The 21,117-nt window shown below is 71.7% G+C and carries 17 protein-coding genes and 2 tRNA genes; 5 read left to right on the forward strand and 14 right to left on the reverse strand.

Annotated elements, in window-relative coordinates:
- Positions 1-256: 256 nt before the first annotated feature.
- Complete coding sequence (lepA, locus tag ACZ32T_RS03845) at positions 257-2,131, reverse strand: translation elongation factor 4 (protein WP_467262617.1); 1,875 nt, start codon at positions 2,129-2,131, stop codon at positions 257-259.
- 215 nt (positions 2,132-2,346) lie between these two features.
- Between lepA and rpsT the strand changes: the two genes are divergently transcribed.
- Positions 2,347-2,613 (forward strand): 30S ribosomal protein S20, encoded by a 267-nt coding sequence (gene rpsT, locus ACZ32T_RS03850; RefSeq protein WP_467262619.1) that lies wholly within the window; start codon positions 2,347-2,349, stop codon positions 2,611-2,613.
- 184 nt (positions 2,614-2,797) lie between these two features.
- Here rpsT and holA read toward each other — a convergent pair whose 3' ends face one another.
- On the reverse strand, positions 2,798-3,787 hold the full coding sequence (gene holA, locus ACZ32T_RS03855; RefSeq protein ID WP_104785575.1) for a DNA polymerase III subunit delta: 990 nt from the start codon (positions 3,785-3,787) through the stop codon (positions 2,798-2,800).
- A gap of 89 nt (positions 3,788-3,876) precedes the next feature.
- Here holA and ACZ32T_RS03860 point away from each other — a divergent pair, with 89 nt between their 5' ends.
- Positions 3,877-4,122 (forward strand): hypothetical protein, encoded by a 246-nt coding sequence (locus ACZ32T_RS03860; protein WP_467262620.1) that lies wholly within the window; start codon positions 3,877-3,879, stop codon positions 4,120-4,122.
- A 114-nt stretch (positions 4,123-4,236) separates the two neighbouring features.
- Here ACZ32T_RS03860 and ACZ32T_RS03865 read toward each other — a convergent pair whose 3' ends face one another.
- Positions 4,237-5,121, reverse strand: a complete 885-nt coding sequence (locus tag ACZ32T_RS03865) for a YceI family protein (protein WP_467263390.1) — start codon at positions 5,119-5,121, stop codon at positions 4,237-4,239.
- 223 nt (positions 5,122-5,344) lie between these two features.
- Positions 5,345-6,163 carry an arylamine N-acetyltransferase family protein gene (locus tag ACZ32T_RS03870; protein ID WP_467365185.1) on the reverse strand — a complete coding sequence of 273 codons (819 nt, stop codon included), beginning with the start codon at positions 6,161-6,163 and terminating at the stop codon, positions 5,345-5,347.
- A 100-nt stretch (positions 6,164-6,263) separates the two neighbouring features.
- On the opposite strand from ACZ32T_RS03870, the gene ACZ32T_RS03875 reads away from it, so the two are divergent.
- Positions 6,264-6,719: a pyridoxamine 5'-phosphate oxidase family protein gene (locus ACZ32T_RS03875; RefSeq protein ID WP_467365187.1), complete on the forward strand. Its 456-nt coding sequence runs from the start codon at positions 6,264-6,266 to the stop codon at positions 6,717-6,719.
- Positions 6,720-6,745: 26 nt separating this feature from the next.
- On the opposite strand, the gene ACZ32T_RS03880 is transcribed toward ACZ32T_RS03875, so the two are convergent.
- From ACZ32T_RS03880 to leuS, 5 genes are all read right to left on the reverse strand, one after another.
- Complete coding sequence (locus tag ACZ32T_RS03880; RefSeq protein WP_467365189.1) at positions 6,746-9,310, reverse strand: ComEC/Rec2 family competence protein; 2,565 nt, start codon at positions 9,308-9,310, stop codon at positions 6,746-6,748.
- Between the two features lie 35 nt (positions 9,311-9,345).
- Positions 9,346-10,023 carry a ComEA family DNA-binding protein gene (locus ACZ32T_RS03885; protein ID WP_467365191.1) on the reverse strand — a complete coding sequence of 226 codons (678 nt, stop codon included), beginning with the start codon at positions 10,021-10,023 and terminating at the stop codon, positions 9,346-9,348.
- Positions 10,024-10,808: 785 nt separating this feature from the next.
- Positions 10,809-11,654 (reverse strand): DegV family protein, encoded by an 846-nt coding sequence (locus ACZ32T_RS03890; protein ID WP_467365193.1) that lies wholly within the window; start codon positions 11,652-11,654, stop codon positions 10,809-10,811.
- Positions 11,655-11,841: 187 nt separating this feature from the next.
- Positions 11,842-12,534: a hypothetical protein gene (locus ACZ32T_RS03895; protein ID WP_467262627.1), complete on the reverse strand. Its 693-nt coding sequence runs from the start codon at positions 12,532-12,534 to the stop codon at positions 11,842-11,844.
- A 167-nt stretch (positions 12,535-12,701) separates the two neighbouring features.
- A complete protein-coding gene (gene leuS, locus ACZ32T_RS03900; protein ID WP_467262628.1) occupies positions 12,702-15,575 on the reverse strand; it encodes a leucine--tRNA ligase in 2,874 nt (957 codons plus the stop codon).
- A gap of 465 nt (positions 15,576-16,040) precedes the next feature.
- On the opposite strand from leuS, the gene ACZ32T_RS03905 reads away from it, so the two are divergent.
- Both ACZ32T_RS03905 and ACZ32T_RS03910 read left to right on the forward strand, forming a co-directional pair.
- Positions 16,041-17,270, forward strand: a complete 1,230-nt coding sequence (locus tag ACZ32T_RS03905; protein WP_467365195.1) for a hypothetical protein — start codon at positions 16,041-16,043, stop codon at positions 17,268-17,270.
- The gene (locus tag ACZ32T_RS03910; RefSeq protein WP_467365197.1) at positions 17,267-18,841 is read left to right on the forward strand and encodes a ferredoxin; all 1,575 of its coding nucleotides are present in this window, start codon (positions 17,267-17,269) and stop codon (positions 18,839-18,841) included. Before ACZ32T_RS03905 ends, ACZ32T_RS03910 begins: the two co-directional genes overlap by 4 nt.
- 77 nt (positions 18,842-18,918) lie before the next feature.
- Here the strand turns inward: ACZ32T_RS03910 and ACZ32T_RS03915 are convergent.
- The 5 genes from ACZ32T_RS03915 to rsfS all read right to left on the reverse strand — a co-directional run bounded on the left by ACZ32T_RS03915 (position 18,919) and on the right by rsfS (position 21,112).
- Positions 18,919-18,991, reverse strand: a tRNA-Ala gene (locus ACZ32T_RS03915).
- A gap of 163 nt (positions 18,992-19,154) precedes the next feature.
- The gene (locus tag ACZ32T_RS03920) at positions 19,155-19,388 is read right to left on the reverse strand and encodes a hypothetical protein (RefSeq protein WP_467262631.1); all 234 of its coding nucleotides are present in this window, start codon (positions 19,386-19,388) and stop codon (positions 19,155-19,157) included.
- Between the two features lie 453 nt (positions 19,389-19,841).
- Positions 19,842-19,914: transfer RNA gene (locus tag ACZ32T_RS03925), tRNA-Ala, on the reverse strand.
- 116 nt (positions 19,915-20,030) lie between these two features.
- Positions 20,031-20,684 (reverse strand): histidine phosphatase family protein, encoded by a 654-nt coding sequence (locus tag ACZ32T_RS03930; RefSeq protein ID WP_356715560.1) that lies wholly within the window; start codon positions 20,682-20,684, stop codon positions 20,031-20,033.
- Positions 20,681-21,112 (reverse strand): ribosome silencing factor, encoded by a 432-nt coding sequence (rsfS, locus tag ACZ32T_RS03935; protein ID WP_099172529.1) that lies wholly within the window; start codon positions 21,110-21,112, stop codon positions 20,681-20,683. Before rsfS ends, ACZ32T_RS03930 begins: the two co-directional genes overlap by 4 nt.
- Positions 21,113-21,117: the final 5 nt, after the last annotated feature.

Here is a 21,117-nt window from a genome sequence, read left to right on the forward strand (position 1 = left end):
GCTGCTGCTTGTATGTCCTGCTTCTCGTTCCCGCTCGGCCTGCTTGTTTAACTGGCGAGTAACTAACGGGTGGTGATCAGAGTAGAGCGCGCCGGACCGTCACGTAAGAGGCAACAGGCCGCCGCTTGATAACGAACCGGGCCCCCGGACCGCGGTGTCCGCGGTCCAGGGGCCCGTTGAGCTACTCCCGGGTACGCCCGACTACGTACTCCCGGGTGGCCCCGGGCGGGCCGGGAGGGCCGGCTCGGGGTCGGTGCTAGTTCTTTCCCTTGCTCTCACCGGCCGACTCGTCGGTCGACAGGACGGAGATGAACGCGTCCTGCGGCACCTCCACATTGCCGACCATCTTCATCCGCTTCTTGCCTTCCTTCTGCTTCTCCAGCAGCTTCCGCTTACGGGAGATGTCACCGCCGTAGCACTTGGCGAGGACGTCCTTGCGGATGGCGCGGACGGTCTCACGGGCGATGACCCGGGACCCGATGGCCGCCTGGATCGGCACCTCGAAGTTCTGCCGGGGGATGAGCTTCTGCAGCTTGGCCACGAGCCGGACGCCGTACGCGTACGCCTTGTCCTTGTGCGTGACGGCCGAGAAGGCGTCGACCTTGTCGCCGTGGAGCAGGATGTCCACCTTGACGAGCTGGGCGGACTGCTCGCCGGTGGGCTCGTAGTCGAGCGAGGCGTAACCACGGGTCTTGGACTTCAGCTGGTCGAAGAAGTCGAAGACGATCTCGGCGAGCGGCAGGGTGTAGCGGATCTCGACCCGGTCCTCGGAGAGGTAGTCCATGCCGAGCATGGTGCCGCGCCGGTTCTGGCAGAGCTCCATGATCGCGCCGATGAACTCGCTGGGCGCCAGGACCGTGGCCCTGACGACCGGCTCGTGCACCTTGTCGATCTTCCCCTCGGGGAACTCGCTCGGGTTGGTGACGGTGTGCTCGGTGCCGTCCTCCATCTCGACGCGGTAGACCACGTTGGGGGCGGTGGCGATGAGCTCGAGACCGAACTCGCGCTCGAGGCGCTCGCGGATCACGTCGAGGTGCAGCAGGCCGAGGAAGCCGACACGGAAGCCGAAGCCCAGCGCGGCCGAGGTCTCCGGCTCGTACACCAGGGCGGCGTCGTTGAGCTGGAGCTTGTCCAGGGCCTCGCGCAGGTCCGGATAGTCGGACCCGTCCAGGGGGTAGAGCCCCGAGAACACCATCGGCTTGGGGTCCTTGTAGCCGCCCAGCGCCTCGGTCGCCCCCTTGCTCAGGGAGGTGATGGTGTCACCGACCTTGGACTGCCGGACGTCCTTGACACCGGTGATGATGTAGCCGACCTCGCCCACACCGATACCGTCGGCCGGGGTCATCTCCGGGGAGGAGACACCGATCTCCAGCAGCTCGTGGGTGGCGCCCGTCGACATCATGCGGATGCGCTCGCGCTTGTTGAGCTGGCCGTCGACGACCCTGACGTAGGTGACGACACCGCGGTAGGCGTCGTAGACCGAGTCGAAGATCATCGCCCGGGCGGGGGCGTCCGCCTGGCCGATCGGGGCCGGGACGTCCCTGACGACCCGGTCGAGCAGCGCGTCCACGCCGATGCCGGTCTTCGCGGAGACCTTGAGCACGTCCTCCGGCTGGCAGCCGATGAGGTTGGCCAGCTCCTCGGAGAACTTCTCGGGCTGGGCGGCGGGCAGGTCGATCTTGTTGAGCACCGGGACGATGGTGAGGTCGTTCTCCATCGCCAGGTAGAGGTTGGCCAGCGTCTGCGCCTCGATGCCCTGGGCCGCGTCGACGAGGAGGACGGTGCCCTCGCACGCGGCCAGCGAGCGGGACACCTCGTAGGTGAAGTCCACGTGGCCCGGGGTGTCGATCATGTTGAGGACGTGGGTCGTGCCCTTGTCCTCACCCTCGTTGGGCGCCCACGGCAGACGTACGGCCTGGGACTTGATGGTGATGCCGCGCTCGCGCTCGATGTCCATCCGGTCGAGATACTGGGCGCGCATCTGCCGCTGGTCGACCACTCCCGTCAGCTGGAGCATCCGGTCGGCAAGGGTCGACTTGCCGTGGTCGATGTGCGCGATGATGCAGAAGTTGCGGATCAGCGCCGGGTCGGTACGGCTCGGCTCGGGCACGTTGGTAGGAGTCGCGGGCACGCAGGGTCCTGATTCTTGAGACGCCGGACGCCGTGTCTCGGGTCGATGTCGGGTCGGACGGATCGATACGTAGCCTCCATGCTCCCACGCCCGCGGGGCCGGGACCGGTTTGGGCCGGTCCGAGGGTGGCTGCTACCGTGGACAGCTGTGCCTCGTGGCCCTCAGAAGCGGCGTGGCGCACATAGAAGATCCAACGAACCTGAAAAGGCTCTTTCGTGGCGAACATCAAGTCCCAGATCAAGCGGAACAAGACGAACGAGAAGGCGCGCCTGCGTAACAAGGCCGTCAAGTCCTCGCTCAAGACCTCGATCCGCAAGGCCCGTGAGGCTGCCGCTGCCGGTGACGTCGAGAAGGCCACTGTGGCCGTCCGCGACGCCTCCCGCCAGCTCGACAAGGCTGTCTCGAAGGGTGTCATCCACAAGAACTCCGCCGCCAACAAGAAGTCGGCGCTTGCTTCCAAGGTTGCCGCCCTCCAGGGCTGAGCTACTGATGTGATCGCCGGAACGGACTCAGCGGGCCCTCTCTCCCGCTCCTGACCGGCACCCGCGCCGCACACCGAACCTGCGTTCGCCACGCGGGTGCGGCGCACCGAGCGTGAACCGAAGGCCCCGGCCGCGCGTCCTCCCCAGGACGCCGGCCGGGGCCTTCGGCGTGCCCCTCACGGGTTCAGCGGCCGCCGGAGCGGGCGGCGCGGGCCACCGCGACCACGGCCTTCTCCAGGGCGTACTCGGGATCGTCCCCGCCGCCCTTCACACCGGCGTCGGCCGCGGCCACCGCGATGAGCGCCGCCGCCACGCCGTCCGGGGTCCATCCGCGCATCTGCTGACGCACCCGGTCGATCTTCCAGGGCGGCATGCCGAGCTCGCGGGCCAGGTCCGCGGGCCGGCCGCCCCGGGCGGAGGAGAGCTTGCCGATCGCCCGGACACCCTGCGCGAGGGCGCTGGTGATCAGGACGGGGGCGACGCCGGTGGACAGCGACCAGCGCAGCGCCTCCAGCGCCTCCGCGGCCCGGCCCTCGACCGCGCGGTCGGCGACCGTGAAGGAGGACGCCTCGGCGCGGCCCGTGTAGTAGCGGCCGACGACCGCTTCGTCGATGGTGCCCTCGACATCCGCGGCCAGCTGGGAAACGGCGCTCGCAAGCTCCCGCAGGTCACTGCCGATGGAGTCCACCAGCGCCTGGCAGGCCTCCGGGGTCGCGGAACGCCCGAGCGCCCGGAACTCCGACCGCACGAAGGACAGCCGCTCCGCGGGTTTGGTGGTCTTGGGGCAGGCCACCTCACGCGCCCCCGCCTTCCGCACCGCGTCCAGCAGGCTCTTGCCCTTGGCTCCGCCCGCGTGCAGGAGGACGAGGGTGATCTCCTCGGCGGGGGCGCCCAGGTACGCCTTGACGTCCTTGACCGTGTCGGCGGAGAGATCCTGCGCGTTGCGCACGATCACCACCTTGCGCTCGGCGAAGAGCGAGGGGCTGGTGAGCTCGGCGAGCGTGCCGGGCTGCAACTGGTCCGGGGTGAGGTCGCGGACGTCCGTGTCGGCGTCGGAGGCGCGGGCCGCGGCCACCACATGCTGCACGGCACGGTCCAGGAGCAGGTCTTCCTGGCCCACGGCGAGCGTGACGGGGGCGAGCGGATCGTCGGTGGAACTACGTCTGGTGGCCATCGCGGTCCAGCATCCCACGGCCCTGTGACAAGGCTGCCGGGCAGCCGACCCCGCGCATCGCTCAGCCGGGCGTACCGGAGAATGACCGGGTGAGCGATGTGAGACATGTGCTGGTGCTGCCGGACCGCGACGCGGCCGAGGAGGTCGCCGGGGAGCTGTCCGACCGTTTCGGCGTCACCGAGGAGCCACAGCTCGTGCGGGACGCCCTGGCGGGCGAGGACGACGCCGAGGACGCCCAGTGGCTGGTGGTGGTGGAGGACCCGGCCGCACGGCTTGACCCGGCGGCGCTCGACGCGTTCGCCGCGGAGTACGAAGGATGGCTGGAGACGCCGTAGCGGCCCGGCCGCAGGGGACACGCGGCCGGGTGTCGGCGGGCCGGTGCGTCGGTGGGCCCGGGCCTCGGTGGGCCCGGGCCTCGGTGGGCGGAGTGGGATTCCTGCGGAGCGGGGTCAGCCCTTGGGGACGATCTGGATGTCCATCTCGATCTTGATGCTCGGGCCGACGACGGCGATGCCCCGCGCCACCATCGTCTGCCACGTCAGCGTGAAGTCCTCGCGGTGCAGCTCGGTGGTCGCCCGGCAGGCGGCCCGGGTCTCGCCCTCCAGGCCGTTGCCCAGGCCGAGGTACTGGGTGTCCAGCGTGACGGTACGGCTCACACCGTGCAGGGTGAGCGCACCGGTGACACCCCAGCGGGTGCCGCCGCGGTGGACGAAGCGCTCGCTGTAGAACTCGAGGGTCGGGTAGCGCTCGACATCGAGAAAGTCGCCGGACCGCAGGTGGTCGTCGCGCATCCGGACGTTCGTGTCGATCGACGAGGCGTCGATGATGACGTGCATGGCGGAGTCCTCCATGCGGTCGGCGATCCGCACGGCACCGGCGAAGGTGTTGAACCTGCCGTGGATACGGGCCATGCCGATATGACGTGCCGTGAAACCGATCTGGGTGTGCGACGGCTCGATCTCCCAGTCCCCCGGGTCCGGGAGCTGCGGGGGCTGGGCCACCTGGAGGGAGACGTCGCCGAGGCTCGCGTGACCGCCCTGGGCCACGGTGGCCGAACCGTGGAACGGGGTGAAGCCCTCAGCCGTGACACCGAGGCGGTAGTCGCCGACCGGGACGGTGGCCACTACGTTTCCGAAGGGGTCTGTCTCTCCGCCGACGACCTTGCGGCCCGCGCTGTCGGTGACGACGAACTCGGCCTGCCGTACGGGCTCGGAGACGGGGTCCAGTACACGACAGCTCAGCACTCCGGCGTTCTGCGGCACCGGCAGCCCGGGGAGGGGGTTGCTCTGTGCGGGGCCGGTCTTCGCTCTGCTGCCTAGCCAACGGCCGAACATGTGCACGTACTCCCCAGGGGCGGTTCTCACCTCGGGCCCCTGACAGCCGGACGTCGTTGTCGGAGCAGCGGCCCGCCGACGAATGGGTATTCGATCACCGTTGCGACGTTCGAGGCAAACGCAGCAGCTCAGAGAAGGTTGTGCCGAGCTGTCCCAGCTGTGCGCTGCTGTACGCACGTACCACCTAAGGTCCGTAATGACCGGGGAGCCGACGTGCGCACGGTCAGCTCCGGGGGCTCACCGTGGGCAGGTGGGTGAGCGTCAGGCCGAAGTGGTCGCGGTAGGCGGCGAGTACCTCGGCGTCGCCCCTCAGCTCCGTCTCGTGCCGCTCGCCCCGCACGGTGGTGATCAGGGTGCGGCCTCGGAGCGTCACCCGGCCGTCCGCGGTGCGGCGGGAGCAGATGAGGAACCGTGAGAAGTGGGAGTCCGGCGAGGTCCGGTGGTACCAGCAACCGGCCCGGAAGTCCGCCAGCACCCGAGGGCGCGGATCCAGGCGGAACTGGCGCGAACCGTCGCGCAGCAGATCGAGGTCTCCCTGCGGCGCCTCCCTCAGCCGGAACCTGCCGCAGGGATCGTCCTGCTCGGTGCGGGCCTCCAGCTCGAGCGGGTACAGGGCGTGGTTTCCGAATCCGACATCGGCGAGCCACGGGCCCGTACCGTCGTCGGTCCCGACGCGCAGCGCGACATGGTCGTACGGGATACCCAGACGTCCGCCGTCGCCGAACACCCGCGCCTGGAGCAGAGTGACGCGGAATCCCAGCTCCCGGAGCAGCACGGCGAAGGCGCCGTTGAGCTCGTAACAGAAGCCGCCCCGGCGGTCCGTGACGATCTTGTCGACGAGCTTCTCCTCCTCCAGCACGATGTCGTGGCCGAGATGGATCGAAAGGTTCTCGAAGGGCACGGCCATGAGGTGGCGGAGCTGCAGCTCGCGCAGTGCCGCGGCGTCGGCACGCGCGGGGCGGGTCGCACCGATGCGTTCCAGGTAGGCGTCCACCCGGGCGGAGGCGGGCGCGTGGGCCGGTGGCTGCGGTTCCTCGTCCATCCGTGAAGTCTCTCGCGGTGCGCCGGACGGCGCCATGAGCCGGTGGGCCTAGGACTGCCGACGGATGCGGCGCCGCCTGCCGGTGGTTAGCGTGCCGGCCATGACGGAGCGAGAGCCGGCGCGCGGCCATGAACAGCGCAAGCAGGACGTACTCGATCGCCTGGAGAAGGACGAGGACGTATGGGTGGCGACGGCCTCCGCCGACGGGATGCCGTGCCTGGTGCCGTTGTCGTACGTCTGGGACCGGGGCACGCTGCTGCTGGCGACCCGGCGCAGCAATCCGACGGCCGTCAACGTGACGCCGTCCGGGCAGGTCAGGCTCACGCTCGGGCACACCCGTGACGTGGTGCTGATCGAGGGAACGGCCGAGACCGTGGAGGGGCCGGACCTCCCCGCCGAGTCGGGGGACGCCTTCGCCGAGAAGCTCCACTGGGACGTGCGGGAGCGCGCGGCATGGGTCTATCTGCGCGTCACGCCGTCCACCGTCAAGGCGTGGCGCGAGGCGAACGAGCTGGCGGGGCGCGATCTGATGCTCGACGGCATCTGGCTGGTCTGACAGCCGGTGCCGGGCGCTGCTCGTCTTCATGACCGGCCTGCCGCACGCAGCCCGGCGCCGGAACCCGTCACCGCGATCGCACCGTGGAGGTCGGTACGCAGGACCTTCGCTCCCACCGCTTCGAGTGCTTCGACCGTACGGGCCGCCGGGTGGCCGTACGGGTTGTCCCTGCCACAGCTGATCAGCGCGAACCTCGGGCGTGCGCTGCGCAGGAGTGCGGCGTCCTGGTGGGCGGAGCCGTGGTGTGCGACCTTCAGCACGTCCACCCGGGGCAGCACCGGGTAGCTGCGCAACACCCCTTGCTGTGCCGGGGGTTCCAGGTCCCCGAGGAGCAACAGGGTCAGGCCGCCGGACCTGACGAGGAACGTGACGCTGGAATCGTTCGGCTCCTCGGTCACGTAGGCCGCTGCCGCCCCCGGCGCGCCGGGCCAGAGCACCTGCCAGTCGAGGGGCCCCGTCCGGCGCCGCTCCCCCGCGACCGCCCGGACCATCGGGACACGCGCCGCCGCGGCCGTTCTCTTCACGAAGGCCGCCTGCTCCGGCGGTTCGTCGAGACCCGTCGTCTGGATCGTGCCGACCTCGCGTCCCCTCAGCACGCCGGGGAGGCCGCGTACATGGTCGGCGTGGAAGTGGGTGAGCAGCAGAAGCGGCACACGGGTGATGCCGAGGTCGCGCAGGCACCGGTCCACGGGGCGGGGGTCAGGACCGGTGTCCACGACCACTCCCGTGCCGTCCCCGGCGGCGAGCACCATGGCGTCTCCCTGTCCCACGTCACAGAGCGCGAAGGCCCAGCCCGGCGGCGGCCAGCCCGTCATGATCCGGGTGAGCGGTACCGGTCTCAGCACCGCGAGCACCAGAACGAGCGCGGCGGCGGAGCAGACCCAGGGGTGACGGGCCAGGCGGCGGGCCGACAGCACCAGCAGGGCGGTGAGGACCGCCAGGAGGGCCGCGCCGCGCCAGCCACCCGGCCAGTCGGCCTCCGCGCCGGGAAGTGCCGCCCCGGTGCGGGCCACGGACGCGATCCACCCGACCGGCCAGCCGGCGATCCCCGCCAGCACCTCCGCGGCCGGCATGGACACCGGGGCCGCGGCGAGGGCGGCGAACCCCAGGACCGTCGCCGGAGCCACCGCGAATTCGGCCAGCAGATTGCAGGGGATCGCGACCAGGCTGACCCGGGACGCGAGGACCACGACCACGGGTGCGCAGACCGCCTGGGCGGCTCCGGCGGCGGCCAGCATCTCCGCGAGCCGTGCCGGGACCCCGTGCCGCTGAAGAGCGCCGCTCCATCTGGGCGCGAGGGTGAGGAGCGCCCCGGTAGCCAGCACGGACAGCAGGAACCCGTAGCTTCGGGCCAGCCACGGGTCGTACAGCACCAGCAGCAGAACGGCCGCTGCCAGTGCGGGAATCAGCGATCTGCGCCGGCCCGTCCCGATGGCGAGCAGCGTGATCAGGCCGCACGCGGCCGCACGCAGGACGCTCGGCTCGGGGCGGCAGACGATCACGAAGGCCAGCGCGATACCGCCCCCCGTCAGGGCGGTCATGCGCAGGGAGATGCCCAGCCGGGGTGCCAGCCCGCGGCGTTCGCTGCGCGCCGCCGTTCCCGGCGGACCGATGAGGAGGAAGAGCAGGATCGACAGGTTGGCGCCCGAGACGGCGAGCAGATGCGTGAGGTCGGTGGCCTTGAAGGCGTCGTGCAGGTCGGGTGGGACCCGTGAGGTGTCGCCGACCACCAGCCCCGGCAGGAGGGCCCGCGCATCGGCGTCGAGCCCGTCGGTGGCTTCTCGCAGGCCGGACCGAAGGCGCCCTGCCGCGCGTTGGAGGAGGGTGGGCTCGGTGGTGACCTGTGGCGGGTCGTCCGCGTCGGTGCCCAGTACGGCCGCGATGCGCTCCCCCTCATGACGCGGAGGTGCGAGCCGACCGCTGATGCGGAGGCCTGTCGAGGGCAGCAGCCGCTGCCACCGCGCCGCCGCGCCGCCCGGGGCGACCATGACGAGAACGGGGGTGCTGAGTCCGGTGACCGTGCCGTCGGGGGCGGTCAGCCGGTCGACCTCGGCCTCCAGGAGCAGGGACACGGGCGTGCTGTGATCCCCCTGCACGCGCGGCCGGGTCCGGCGGGGGTCGGAGGTTACGGTCACCTCCGCGACGACGCGCGCGTACGACTCCGCCAGCCCGGGTACGGGGCCACTACGGGAATCCGCGCCGTGAAGCCCGGCCGCAGCCGCTCCGGCCGCCGCGCAGAGCAGGACCCCGGCAGCGGCGGTGGTCCGCGTCCCGGCGCGGCGGAGCGCCCTCGCCGGCCCGCCGTCCGCAGCCGCGGTATCCACCGCGCCCGCCGGATCCGCGACCCTCACGACACCCCGGGGCTCGGCTCGCGCCACGATCCGGGGTACGGCGATGAGGCCGAGCCCCGCGCACCCGCAGAGGACCGCCCCGACCGCCACCCACCGGCCGGGCGCCCCCAGTGCCAGGACGGAGGCCGCCCAGGCCGCCAGGGCCGGAGGGACCAGCCGCAGATCGGCCGGGGCATCCTGGCGCGGGTCGGCGGCACCCAGCCGGCGGCCCGAGTCCGCGTGGACGTCAGGTCCGGTCATGCGACGGCCCGAGTCCGCGTGGACGTCAGGCCCGGTCATGGCCTGACCAGCGGCCGGAGATCCGCGAACCGGCGGTCCCCGATGCCGTCGACCTCGCGGAGCTCGTCGACCGAGCGGTAACCCCCGTGTTCCGTGCGGTAGTCGACGATGTGCTGGGCGAGCACCGGTCCGACGCCCGGCAGGGTTTCGAGCTGCTCGACGGTGGCCGTGCCGAGACTCACCGGCACAGTCGGCCCGCCCTGTCCCGCCGCGCCGCCCCCCGCTCCCGTTCCGCCGGCGGGCGGTGGGGCCGCGGGCAGGCCCACCGCTACCTGCTCACCGTCCGCCAGGACACGCGCCCGGTTGAGCGCGGAGACATCGGTACCCGCGCGGACACCTCCCGCGGCGCGAAGGGCGTCCGCGACGCGGGAGCCGGCCGGCAGATGCTGGATCCCCGGCCGGCGCACCTTGCCGCTCACGTCGACGATGATCTGCCCGCCGGACGCTGCGCCCGTCCGCGCTGCCGCGTCGGGACCCGGCGCGAGGCCCGGCAGAGCCTTCGGTGACCCCGGCCCGCCGTCCTGGACCGCCCCGGCCTCCGCGACCCGGTCGGGCGCGCGTACGGGCTCGGGGCGGGCCGACCAGAAGTGCGCCGCCGCGAACACCGCGGCCCCGACCAGGACGACGGCGAGGGCGGCGAGAGCGCGTGGCTCCAGGCCACATCGCAGCCGCACCCACAGAGGTAAGCGATCCCGCAGAGCGGGCCCTGCTTCTCGCCACCACGGTCTCCGCCCGCCGGACCCGTCGGGCACCGCGCGGCGCGGCGGTCCCTGGGGGACCGTCGCGGAATCCGCGTCGGAAGCTGGGCGGGGTGGCGTGGCCACTGCCCAGGAAGGGGCCACGCGGGCACTCCGGTGCCCACCGGCCGTCCCTGCGGCCGTGCCCGCTGCAGGCAGCACCGTGGCAGACGCAGGCACCGGCCCAGCGGACCCGGAGACAAGCCCGGGCGCGGACGCGGGCCCGGACGCGGCCCCCGCCCCGGACACGAGCCTGGTCCCGGGCGCGGGCGCAGACGGGGCGGCGGCCATGAGCGCGTCCGCTCGGAGCCGGGAAGCTGCCGCGACCTCGGCGTCCGACCCGCGCGGAGTGCGCCGTCGGCGCCCGTGCCGGCCGCCGGACGCGGCACCGGGCGAGCTGCCGGCCGCTCCGCCGGGGCGGACACCGGGCCCGGGCCGAACGCGCGCGGGGCCGGGCCCGTGGGACACACGGCGTGCGGCGCGATGCGTGGCCCGCCGCGTGGGCGGGTCCATGGCCGCGTGTGCGGGCAGATCCGCGGACCTGTGCACGGGCTTGGCCGCGTCGGCACGGCTCTGCCTGTCGGTGGCACGGTCAGCTGCGAGAAGTGAACGGAGTGTCATGCCTCACGACGCTAGACACTTCCGGGAAAATCCGCCGAGCTGCCCCAATTACGGTGGATAACTCGCCAGTTGTGAATATCCGCGTCACCCGCAGGGGTGACTCAGCGCGGCGCGACCACGGCTCCGAGCAGCCCCGGCCCGGTGTGCGCCCCGATCACCGCGCCCACCTCGCTCACATGCAGGTCCACGAGTCCCGGAACCCTGCCCCGCAACCGCTCCGCCAGTCGCTCCGCCCCGTCCGGAGCGGCCAGGTGATGGACGGCGATGTCCACAGCCCCCGTTCCCGCCCGCGCGGCGACGATCTCCTCGAGCCGTGCGACCGCCTTGGACGCCGTCCGCACCTTCTCCAGCATCTCGATGCGCCCGCCGTCGAGTTGAAGGAGCGGCTTGACGGCCAGGGCCGATCCCAGCAACGCCTGCGCCGCACCGATGCGCCCACCCCTGCGCAGATAGTCCAGCGTGTCGACGTAGAAGAACGCCGATGTGCCCGCCGCCCGCTTCTCGGCCGCGGCCACCGCCTCGTCCAGCCCGCCGCCCGTCCCGGCGGTCTCGGCCGCGGTGAGCGCGCAGAATCCCAGAGCCATGGCGACCATGCCGGTGTCGACCACGCGTACCGGCACGGGCGCGTCCTTCGCCGCGACCACGGCGGCGTCGTAGGTGCCGGAGAACTCGGCCGACAGGTGGAGGGAGACGATGCCCGTGGCGCCCGCCTCGGCCGCGGCGCGGTACGCGGCGGAGAAGACTTCCGGGCTGGGCCGTGACGTGGTCACGGAGCTGCGCTTCTGCAGGGCGAGCGCCAGCGACCGGGCCGAGATCTCCGTGCCCTCCTCCAGTGCCTGGTCGCCCAGGACAACGGTCAGCGGCACCGCGGTGATGCCGTGCCGTTCCATCGTCTGGGGCGGCAGGTAGGCCGTTGAATCGGTGACGATCGCGACATGGCGGGACATGAGCCGGAGGTTACCTTCCGGGGTGGGAGCACGGCAGCCCGGGACCGACGTGCTGATCATTTCGGGTCGTCCCCGTGTCCGCCCATGACGCACCTTGGACTTTTCGGGAGACGTTCAGGGCGCGCCCGTGCCCGTCACCCGGACAGGTCGAGGACATCCCGCGTCTTCGTCGTCGCCAAGGCACCCGTCAGTTCGTGGTCTCCGGCCTGGCCGACTTCTGCCACGGGTAGTCCGCGCGCAGTCGCGGGTCCGGAGGGGTGAGCGAGGGCGGCGGCGCCTCCTCGGCGGGTCCGTCCCAGCTGTGCCCGGCCGCATTCGCCCGTGCCGCCGGCTCCTCGGTCGTCCAGTGCCGCAGAGCGCCGGACTCCAGGTCGATCTGCGCGTTGAGTGCGGCCAGATCATCGTCGGCGAACTGCCGGGCCCGGTCACGCGCCGCCCAGCGCAGCGACTCCGCCGAATGTGTGATGCGCTCCGTTCGCTCCTTCAGGGCGGGTAGCAGCGTGGCCACCGTCGCCCGGTCCGGCTCGCGCTCCAGGCGCTTGAGTTCGTCGTCGAGCTCGCGTCCGTGCACGCTCAGGCGCTGGAAGAGCCCCAACGACTCCGACAGGGACGCGTCCTCCGCCGCCCCGGCGTTCAGCGCGTCCTGGGTGGCCCGCATCGACGTACGCAGCGTGAGCCTCAGCTGCGCGAGCTCCCCCGGCACGCCCGGCTGGCCGTAGCTCTTGGCCCGCAGGGTGGTGTCCTCGACGGAGCGGCGTGCCTGCGTGATCGTCCGGTCCACACCCCGCTTGGCGGCGCGCACCGTCTTCACACCGGCGTACACCCCGAGCGCCATGAACGCCACGAACAGCAGCGTCAGGATCAGGATCACGGCTTCCATGAACGCCCCTCGGGTTGTCGGTCGGCGGCCGGCGTGCGGCCGCCCCTTCTACCGTAAACGGAACGGGCAGGCCGAGGGTTCCACCGGAACCCCCAACCTGCCCGTAGGGGAAAGCCCTGGCACGCCCGCCGGGCCGCCCGCACCGTTACGCGGGGACCGCCACGCCGTTACGCCGGGACGATGTTGACCAGCTTCGGCGCCCGCACGATCACCTTGCGGATCCCGGCCCCGCCCAGTGCGGCGACGACGTTCTCGTCGGCCAGGGCCAGGGCTTCCAGTTCCTCGTCCGAGATCGACGGGGAGATCTCCAGGCGCGCCTTGACCTTGCCCTTGACCTGCACCACACAGGTCACGGTCTCGTCCACGACGTACGCCGGGTCCGCGACCGGGAAGTCCTGGTGCACGACGGACTCGGTGTGCCCCAGTCGGCGCCACAGCTCCTCCGCCACGTGCGGCGCCAGCGGTGCGACCAGCAGGACCAGCCGCTCGGCGACCGACCGCGACAGCGGCCCGCCCGCCTTCGTCAGGTGGTTGTTCAGCTCGGTGACCTTGGCGATGGCGGTGTTGAACCGCATCCCCGCCATGTCCTGGCCGACACCGTCGATGGCCTTGTGCAGCGCCCGCAGCGTGTCCTCGCCGGGCTCCGTGTCCACGACGGTGACCTCACCGGTCTCCTCGTCGACGACGTTGCGCCACAGCCGCTGCAGCAGCCGGTACTGGCCGACGACGGCCCGGGTGTCCCACGGACGCGAGACGTCCAGCGGGCCCATGGCCATCTCGTACAGCCGCAGGGTGTCCGCCCCGTACTCGCCGCAGATCTCGTCCGGCGTCACGGCGTTCTTCAGGGACTTGCCCATCTTGCCCAGGACGCGGCTGACCTTCTCGCCGCCGTGGTAGAACGCTCCGTCGCGCTCCTCGACCTCGGCTGCCGGCACCGCGATCCCGCGGCTGTCCCGGTAGACGAAGGCCTGGATCATGCCCTGGTTGTACAGCTTGTGGAACGGCTCGACGGACGAGATGTGCCCCAGGTCGTGCAGCACCTTCGACCAGAAGCGCGCGTACAGCAGGTGCAGCACGGCGTGCTCCGCACCACCGACGTACAGGTCGACGCCGCCGGAAGGGCGGCCCTCGCGCGGCCCCATCCAGTACTGCTCGATGGCCGGGTCGACCAGCCGCTGGTCGTTGTGCGGGTCCAGGTAGCGCAGTTCGTACCAGCAGGAACCCGCCCAGTTCGGCATGGTGTTGGTCTCGCGGCGGTACTTTCGCGGACCGGCGCCGTCACCCAGGTCCAGGGTGACGTTGACCCAGTCGGCGTTCCGGGACAGCGGGGTCTCGGGCTGGGTGTCGGCGTCCTCCGGGTCGAAGGTGCGCGGCGAGTAGTCGTCGACCTCGGGCAGTTCCAGCGGCAGCATCGACTCGGGCAGCGGGTGGGCGATGCCCTCCTCGTCGTACACGATCGGGAAGGGCTCGCCCCAGTAGCGCTGACGGCTGAACAGCCAGTCACGCAGGCGGAAGTTGACGGTGCCCTCGCCGACGCCGCGCGCCTGCAGCCACTCGGTGATCTTCGCCTTGGCGTCGACGACGCCCAGGCCGTCCAGCGAGATCTCCTCGTTGGCGGAGTTGACCAGCTTCGCGTCGTACGAACCGAACGCGTCCTCCCACGTCGAGGGGTCCAGGCCGCGGTCGTCAGCCGGCTCGACGACACAGCGCATCGGCAGCTCGAAGGCGCGCGCGAAGGCGAAGTCGCGCGCGTCGTGCGCCGGTACGGCCATGATCGCGCCGGTGCCGTACCCCATCAGGACGTAGTCGGCGATGAAGACGGGGACCTTGTCGCCGCTGACCGGATTCGTCGCGTAGGCGCCGGTGAAGACACCGGTCTTGTCCTTGGCCTCCGCCTGCCGTTCCACATCGGACTTGGCCGCGGCCTGCTTGCGGTACGCGGTGACGGCCTCGGCCGGGTTCGCGTGGCCGCCGGTCCACACCGGGTGGGTGCCCTCGGGCCAGGCGGCGGGGATGATCCGTTCGACCAGCTCGTGCTCGGGCGCCAGCACCATGTAGGTCGCGCCGAACAGCGTGTCCTGGCGGGTGGTGAAGACCGTGATGTCCCCGGCCCCGTCGACGGGGAAGTCGACGCGCGCACCCTCGGAACGGCCGATCCAGTTGCGCTGCTGCAGCTTGATTGCCTCGGGCCAGTCCAGGCCGTCCAGGTCGTTCAGCAGCCGGTCAGCGTAGGCCGTGATGCGCATGTTCCACTGGCGCAGCTTGGCCTTGAAGACCGGGAAGTTACCGCGCTCGGAGCGACCGTCGGCCGTCACCTCCTCGTTGGCCAGCACGGTGCCCAGCCCGGGCGACCAGTTGACTGGGGCGTCCGAGGCGTACGCCAGGCGGTACTGCCCCAGGATGTCGGCACGGTCGGCGGCGCTCAGCGCGGCCCACTCGCCGCCGCCGGGGACGGGGCGCTCACCGCTCTCGAACTGCGCGACCAGTTCGGCGATCGGGCGGGCCCGGTCGGCCTCGGTGTCGTACCAGGAGTTGAAGATCTGCAGGAAGATCCACTGGGTCCACTTGTAGTAGTCCGCGTCGATCGTCGCGAAGGAGCGGCGCTTGTCGTGCCCCAGGCCCAGCCGGCGCAGCTGGACCTTCATGTTCTCCATGTTGGCCTCGGTGGAGGCCCGCGGGTGTGTGCCCGTCTGCACGGCGTACTGCTCGGCCGGCAGGCCGAAGGCGTCGAAGCCCAGGGTGTGCAGGACGTTGTGCCCCGTCATCCGCTGGTGGCGGGCGTAGACGTCGGTGGCGATGTAGCCCAGCGGGTGACCGACATGCAGCCCGGACCCCGAGGGGTACGGGAACATGTCCATGATGAACTTCTTGGGCTTGGCGGCCAGCTCCGGATCGTCCGCCAGGTCACCGGTCGGGTTGGGCGCCTCGTACGTCCCCTCGGCGTCCCAGAAGTCCTGCCAGCGTGCCTCGATGTCGGCGGCCATCGCTGCCGTGTAGCGGTGCGGCGCGGCCACCTCGGCCGCGGAATTCGTCTCGCTCATGATCCTCAAAGCTCCATCGATCGTCATCTGCCGGCGCCCACGTCTACGGACACACGTCTACGGAAACGAAAAATCCCCTCGCACAGGAGGGGACGCCGCGCCGAGTCCGACCAGGCATTCTCACCGGTCGGGAATGATCAGCGCGGCTCGCTAAGCAGAAGGCGTACGGCACGCATGGCGTCAGGGTACCGCACAGGCACGGGGCCCGGCCCGGCACATATGCGGCGGAGGGGCCGCCCGGCGGCCGCCGCCCCGCGCCCGGAAGGCACGCCACCTGCGCCAACCCTCCACATGACCCGCACACTCCGGAGGTTACTCCGCGTACTGCCTCCTATCGGGGCAACACTTCAAACCTCGTACCGGCCGGTATACGGCGACCTAGCATGCCGCAACGGGACCGCATTGCCGAGCCATTCGGAGTCGCCCCCCATGAAGCCTCATCGCAGGATCCGTACCTCCCCCTCCATGAGTTCCGGCCCAGGGATGAGCCGCCCGGTGCAGGGCGGACTGACCGTCGCGGCGCTGGTTCTCATCCCTCTGCTCGCCGTCGCGGGGAGCGGCGGCACGCGCGCCGCGTTCGACTTCACCACCGGCGTCCTGACGCTGGTCTCCCTCACCGCCACGGTGGCCTGGGGCCTGCTGGCCACCGACCGGGTGTTCCTCTCGGCCCGCCGGCGGATCGTCTGCCAGGGCATCCACCGGGCCGCCGCCGTCGCCTCGCTCGGATTCCTCCTGCTGCACGGCACCGTGAAGGTCGCCCTGGGCCACGTCGGTCTGCTCGGCGCCCTCATACCGTTCGGCACAGGCGTGAGCGGCACCGCGGGACTCATCGGCTTCGGCTCGCTCGCCGGGCTGCTGATGATCGCCACGGCGGCGACCGGCGCCCTGCGCGGCGCCTTCGCCACTCCGGGCCGGGTCGCCGGCCGCTGGCGCGCGCTGCACGCGCTGGCCTACCCGGCCTGGTGCTCCGCACTGGTGCACGGTCTCCACACCGGCCGGCAACCCGCGACCTGGGTCGTCGTGACGTACGTCCTCTGTCTGACTGCGGTGGCGGCCGCGCTCTCCCTGCGACTGCTTCCCGGGCCGGCCAAGCGCCTGCTCACCGATCTGGTCACCGGGCTGGTCCGCCCGGACGGTTCTCCCGCCGCGCCCGATCCGGTCATACGCTCTTCCCCGCTCCCCCGCCCTGAACACACGGTTCCCCCGGCCGGCCGGGGCCTGCCTCCCGACGCGCCCGGCTGGGGTGACGACGACCACGCGGCGCGCGGTACCCCGGTCCGCCCCAGGACGCTTGCGGCCCCGCCACCAGGAGCCTTCGAACCGCAGGAGTACGGGCCGCAGCCCCACGACCGGCCGCCGTACGTACATCAGCGGTACACCGCGCCTCCGTACGAACCCCCGCCGCGCAGCTCCGAGCGGCTGATCCCGAGTCCGGTTCCGGCGCCGGCGGCAGGGCCCCGGCCCGGCATCTTCGCTGCGTACCGGGCCGTCTCCCGTCCTTCCGCCCGTCCGCCGGAGCGGAAGGACGACCGCTGGCCCACTCCGGCCCCCACGCCTCCCGCACAGGCGCTCAGGCCCGCGTACGTCCCGCCCCCCGGCCCCGCCTCCGCCCAGGAGACCGTGCAGCTGCCGGGCCCGCTCTACCCGCCCTCGGCGGGAGAGCCCTGGAACACACCGGCAGGAGACCGACCGTGAACGTCCCTCTCCCCGATGTGCCCGAGGTCCGCGTCGTCGGACTTCCCCAGATGACCACCGGTTTCGACCTGGTGGAACGTCTCGACCTCGCCATGCATCTGAGGGTGCACGGTCCGCTCGAGCCGATGACGGGCCAGCGGCTCGCCGAACTGGCCGAGTCCATCTCGCTGTGCGGCCGGGGCGGCGCGGGCTTCCCGTTCGGGAAGAAGCTGCGCGCGGTGGCGAAGTCCGCGGTACGGCGCGGCGTGCGGCCGGCCGTCGTGATCAACGGCAGCGAGGGCGAGCCCGCCTGCCGCAAGGACACCGTGCTGCTCAACCGCACCCCGCACCTCATCCTCGACGGCGCTCTGCTCGCCGCGGAGGCCCTCGGCGCCCGCACGCTGGTCGTGGCCGTCACACGCGACTCGACGGAGATCTCCGTACGGGCCGCCCTGGCCGAACGCGGTCTGTCCGACCGGCGCGGCCGGCATCTCCGTGCCCGGGTGGTGCGCACCCCGGAACGTATGGTCTCCGGGGAGGCCTCAGCGGTCATCCGCGCGGTGAACGGCGGTCCCGCCCTGCCGCCGGGCCGCCGCGAGCGGGCTGCGGAGTCCGGCGTCGGCGGCGCCCCGACCCTCCTGTCCAACGCGGAGACCTACGCTCAGCTCGCCGTCGCCGCACGGCTCGGCTCCCGCCGCTACGGGCACACCGGCCTGCCCGACGAACCAGGCACGGTCCTGCTCACCGTCTCCGGGGCGGTGGCACGCCCGATGGTGATCGAGGTGCCCACCGGCGTGCCCCTGCGCTACGTCCTGCAGCTGGCCGGCGCCCCACCCCTGCCCCAGGGCGTACTCACCGGCGGCTACCACGGCAACTGGATCGACGGGCTCGCCGCGCACGACGCCATGATCTCCAAAGCCTCCCTGGCCGCGGTGGGCGGCGCACTCGGCGCCGGCGCCATCCTGCCGATCGGGCCGGAGACCTGCCCGATCGGTGAGTCGCTGAGGATCGCGACCTGGCTGGCCGCCGAGACGGCGGGTCAGTGCGGCCCGTGCAAGCTGGGGCTGCCTGCCGCAGCGGGCGGTCTCTCCGACGTACTGAACGGCGGCGGCCCCGCCGCCCTGGAGGCGCTCACCGAGGTGACCCAGGCGGTGAAGGGCCGCGGGGCGTGCAAACACCCGGACGGATCCGCCCGGTTCCTGGCCTCCACCCTCTCCGCGTTCACGGACGATCTCGCCGCGCACGTGCTGGACGGAGGCTGCGGACGGGAGACGCTCGGGGTACTGCCGCTGCCCGCACCCGGCTACGACGGCCTGGCGGAGTCCGTACCGAGCGGTCACAAGCTGGCGGTGGACTGGACGCTCTGCCAGGGCCACGGCCTCTGCGCGGACATCGTCCCCGAGCTGATCAGACTCGGACCCGACGGCTACCCGGCGCTCGCGGACGCCACTGTGCCGACGCACCTGCGGGGCCGCGCCCAGCGGGCCGTCCGGAGGTGCCCCGCCCTGGCACTCCGTATCGAACAGGTGCCCGCGGAACGCCCCGCGCTCCCGAGCACACAGCGCAGAGCCCTGGACAGCGGACGCGGCTGACGCGCCCCGGTGGCGACAGAGGTGACGGACACAACAAGAAGCGGGTCATCCGATTCGGATGACCCGCTTCCTCACTGTGGAGCTAAGGAGAATTGAACTCCTGACCTCCTGCATGCCATGCAGGCGCTCTACCAACTGAGCTATAGCCCCGTGTTGTCCGCCGCCCGGTTCCCCCGGCGACATCGAGAACATTACACGGTCCTACCGGCCCATCAAAAATCGTTTCCACTCTGTCCGCATATGACCGGTGCGCACTGCTCTGACCAGCGGTTGCTCCGGCCATGAGGAGCGTGCACCGGAGGCGCACATCACGTCAGGCGGTGGCGAAGGAGTAGAACCTCTTCAGGGTGCAGTGCTCCTCGAGGAGCCGGCCGTAGATGGGCTCCCCTTCGAGCTCCCGGTACGTCTCGATGGGGTCCCCTTTTATGACCAGCGCCCGCGCGCACTCCTCGCACCAGTACTGGAACTCCGTGTTGACGGGGTCCATGTCCCGGACGATCGGCGTACCGCTGCCGCACCAGTCGCACTTCCTCCTGTGTGCACCCATCCGGTCAGCTCCGGGGGTGGCCGCAGGCCGCGCACGCGGAGGAGCCCTCTTGCGAGACGTCGGGGGAACGGGTTGCGGTGGATCCCCGAGCGGCGGAGCGGTGACCGGCGGAGCGATGGGGCGCGGTGCGGGTAAAGGGCGGGCCCGGGGCCCGTACGCGGCTCGCAGGCATCGCGCTCCCTCCCGATCGGTCCGTCGCCCCCTCCGGCGCTCCGATTCTGCCATGGCCCCGCAAGGAGGTCAGCCCGACGACCGCCCCGCTGGGCGGCTTTGCCCTGAACGAAGGAGGCCGGAGCGTCCGCCGTACCTGCGGAGAAGGAGCGGTAGCGCCCTGTCGGCCCTTGTCCCAGGCGGGCCAGGGCAGTTGAGGCTTGCCGGCGCGGACCACCGCACCGGTCACTCATGAACGGCAAAAAAAGATCCCGCCCCCTGCCGGGGACGGGATCCTCACTGTGGAGCTAAGGAGAATTGAACTCCTGACCTCCTGCATGCCATGCAGGCGCTCTACCAACTGAGCTATAGCCCCGCTGTCCGCTGTGTTTCCCTGCGTTTCCGCGCTGCGAACAAGAAGAACTTTAGCCTGCGACGAGCCGGAAAGTGAAATCCGGCCCCCGGCGCCCCGCAGGGGCCTGGGGGCACCCGCTAGTCGTCGTCCCCGAGCACCGGTTCGGGAAGTGTCCCGGCGTTGTGCTCGAGGAGGCGCCAGCCGCGCGCACCCTCGCCCAGCACGGACCAGCAGCAGTTGGACAGCCCGCCGAGCCCCTCCCAGTGGTGGGCCTCGAGACCGAGCAGCCGGCCGATGGTCGTGCGGATGGTGCCGCCGTGGCTCACGACCACGAGCGTGCCCGCGTCGGGCAGCTTGCCGGCGTGTTCCAGGACCACCGGGGCCGCCCGGTCGGCGACCTCGGTCTCCAGCTCGCCGCCGCCTCTGCGGACCGGCTCACCGCGTTTCCACGCGGCGTACTGCTCGCCGTACTGCCCGACGATCTCCTCGTGCGTGAGGCCCTGCCAGGCACCCGCGTACGTCTCACGCAGCGCCGAGTCGTGCGCGACGCCGAGACCGGTGACCGAGGCGAGCTCGGCAGCCGTGGCCGCCGCCCGCCGCAGGTCGGACGCCACGATCGCGTCCGGCTTCAGCGAGGCCAGCAGCCGGGCGGCGCGGCGGGCCTGGCCGACACCGGTCTCGGTCAGCTCGATGTCCGTGGAACCCTGGAAGCGGCGCTCCAGATTCCACGCCGTCTGCCCGTGCCGCCAGAGGACGATCTTGCGGCCCCTGCCGCTGCTGCTGCCGTTCAGCTCTGGTCACCTTCCGTGCCGCCGTTGAGCTGGGCGTGCTCCTCGGCCTTGCCCCGGGTCTTGAGCGCGTCCTCGGGGAGGGCGATCTCGGGGCAGTCCTTCCACAGCCGCTCGAGCGCGTAGAACACGCGCTCCTCGCTGTGCTGGACGTGGATCACGATGTCGACGTAGTCGAGAAGGATCCAGCGGGCGTCGCGGTCGCCCTCGCGGCGCACCGGCTTGGCGCCGAGCTCCTTCTGCAGCCGCTCCTCGATCTCGTCGACGATCGACTTGACCTGGCGGTCGTTGGGAGCCGAGGCCAGCAGGAAGGCGTCGGTGATCGACAGCACGTCGCTGACGTCGTAGGCGATGATGTCGTGCGCGAGCCGGTCGGCCGCCGCCTGGGCGGCGGCGTTGATGAGCTCGATGGAGCGGTCCGTGGCGGTCACATGCA

The organism is Streptomyces sp. NPDC023573 (assembly GCF_055559735.1).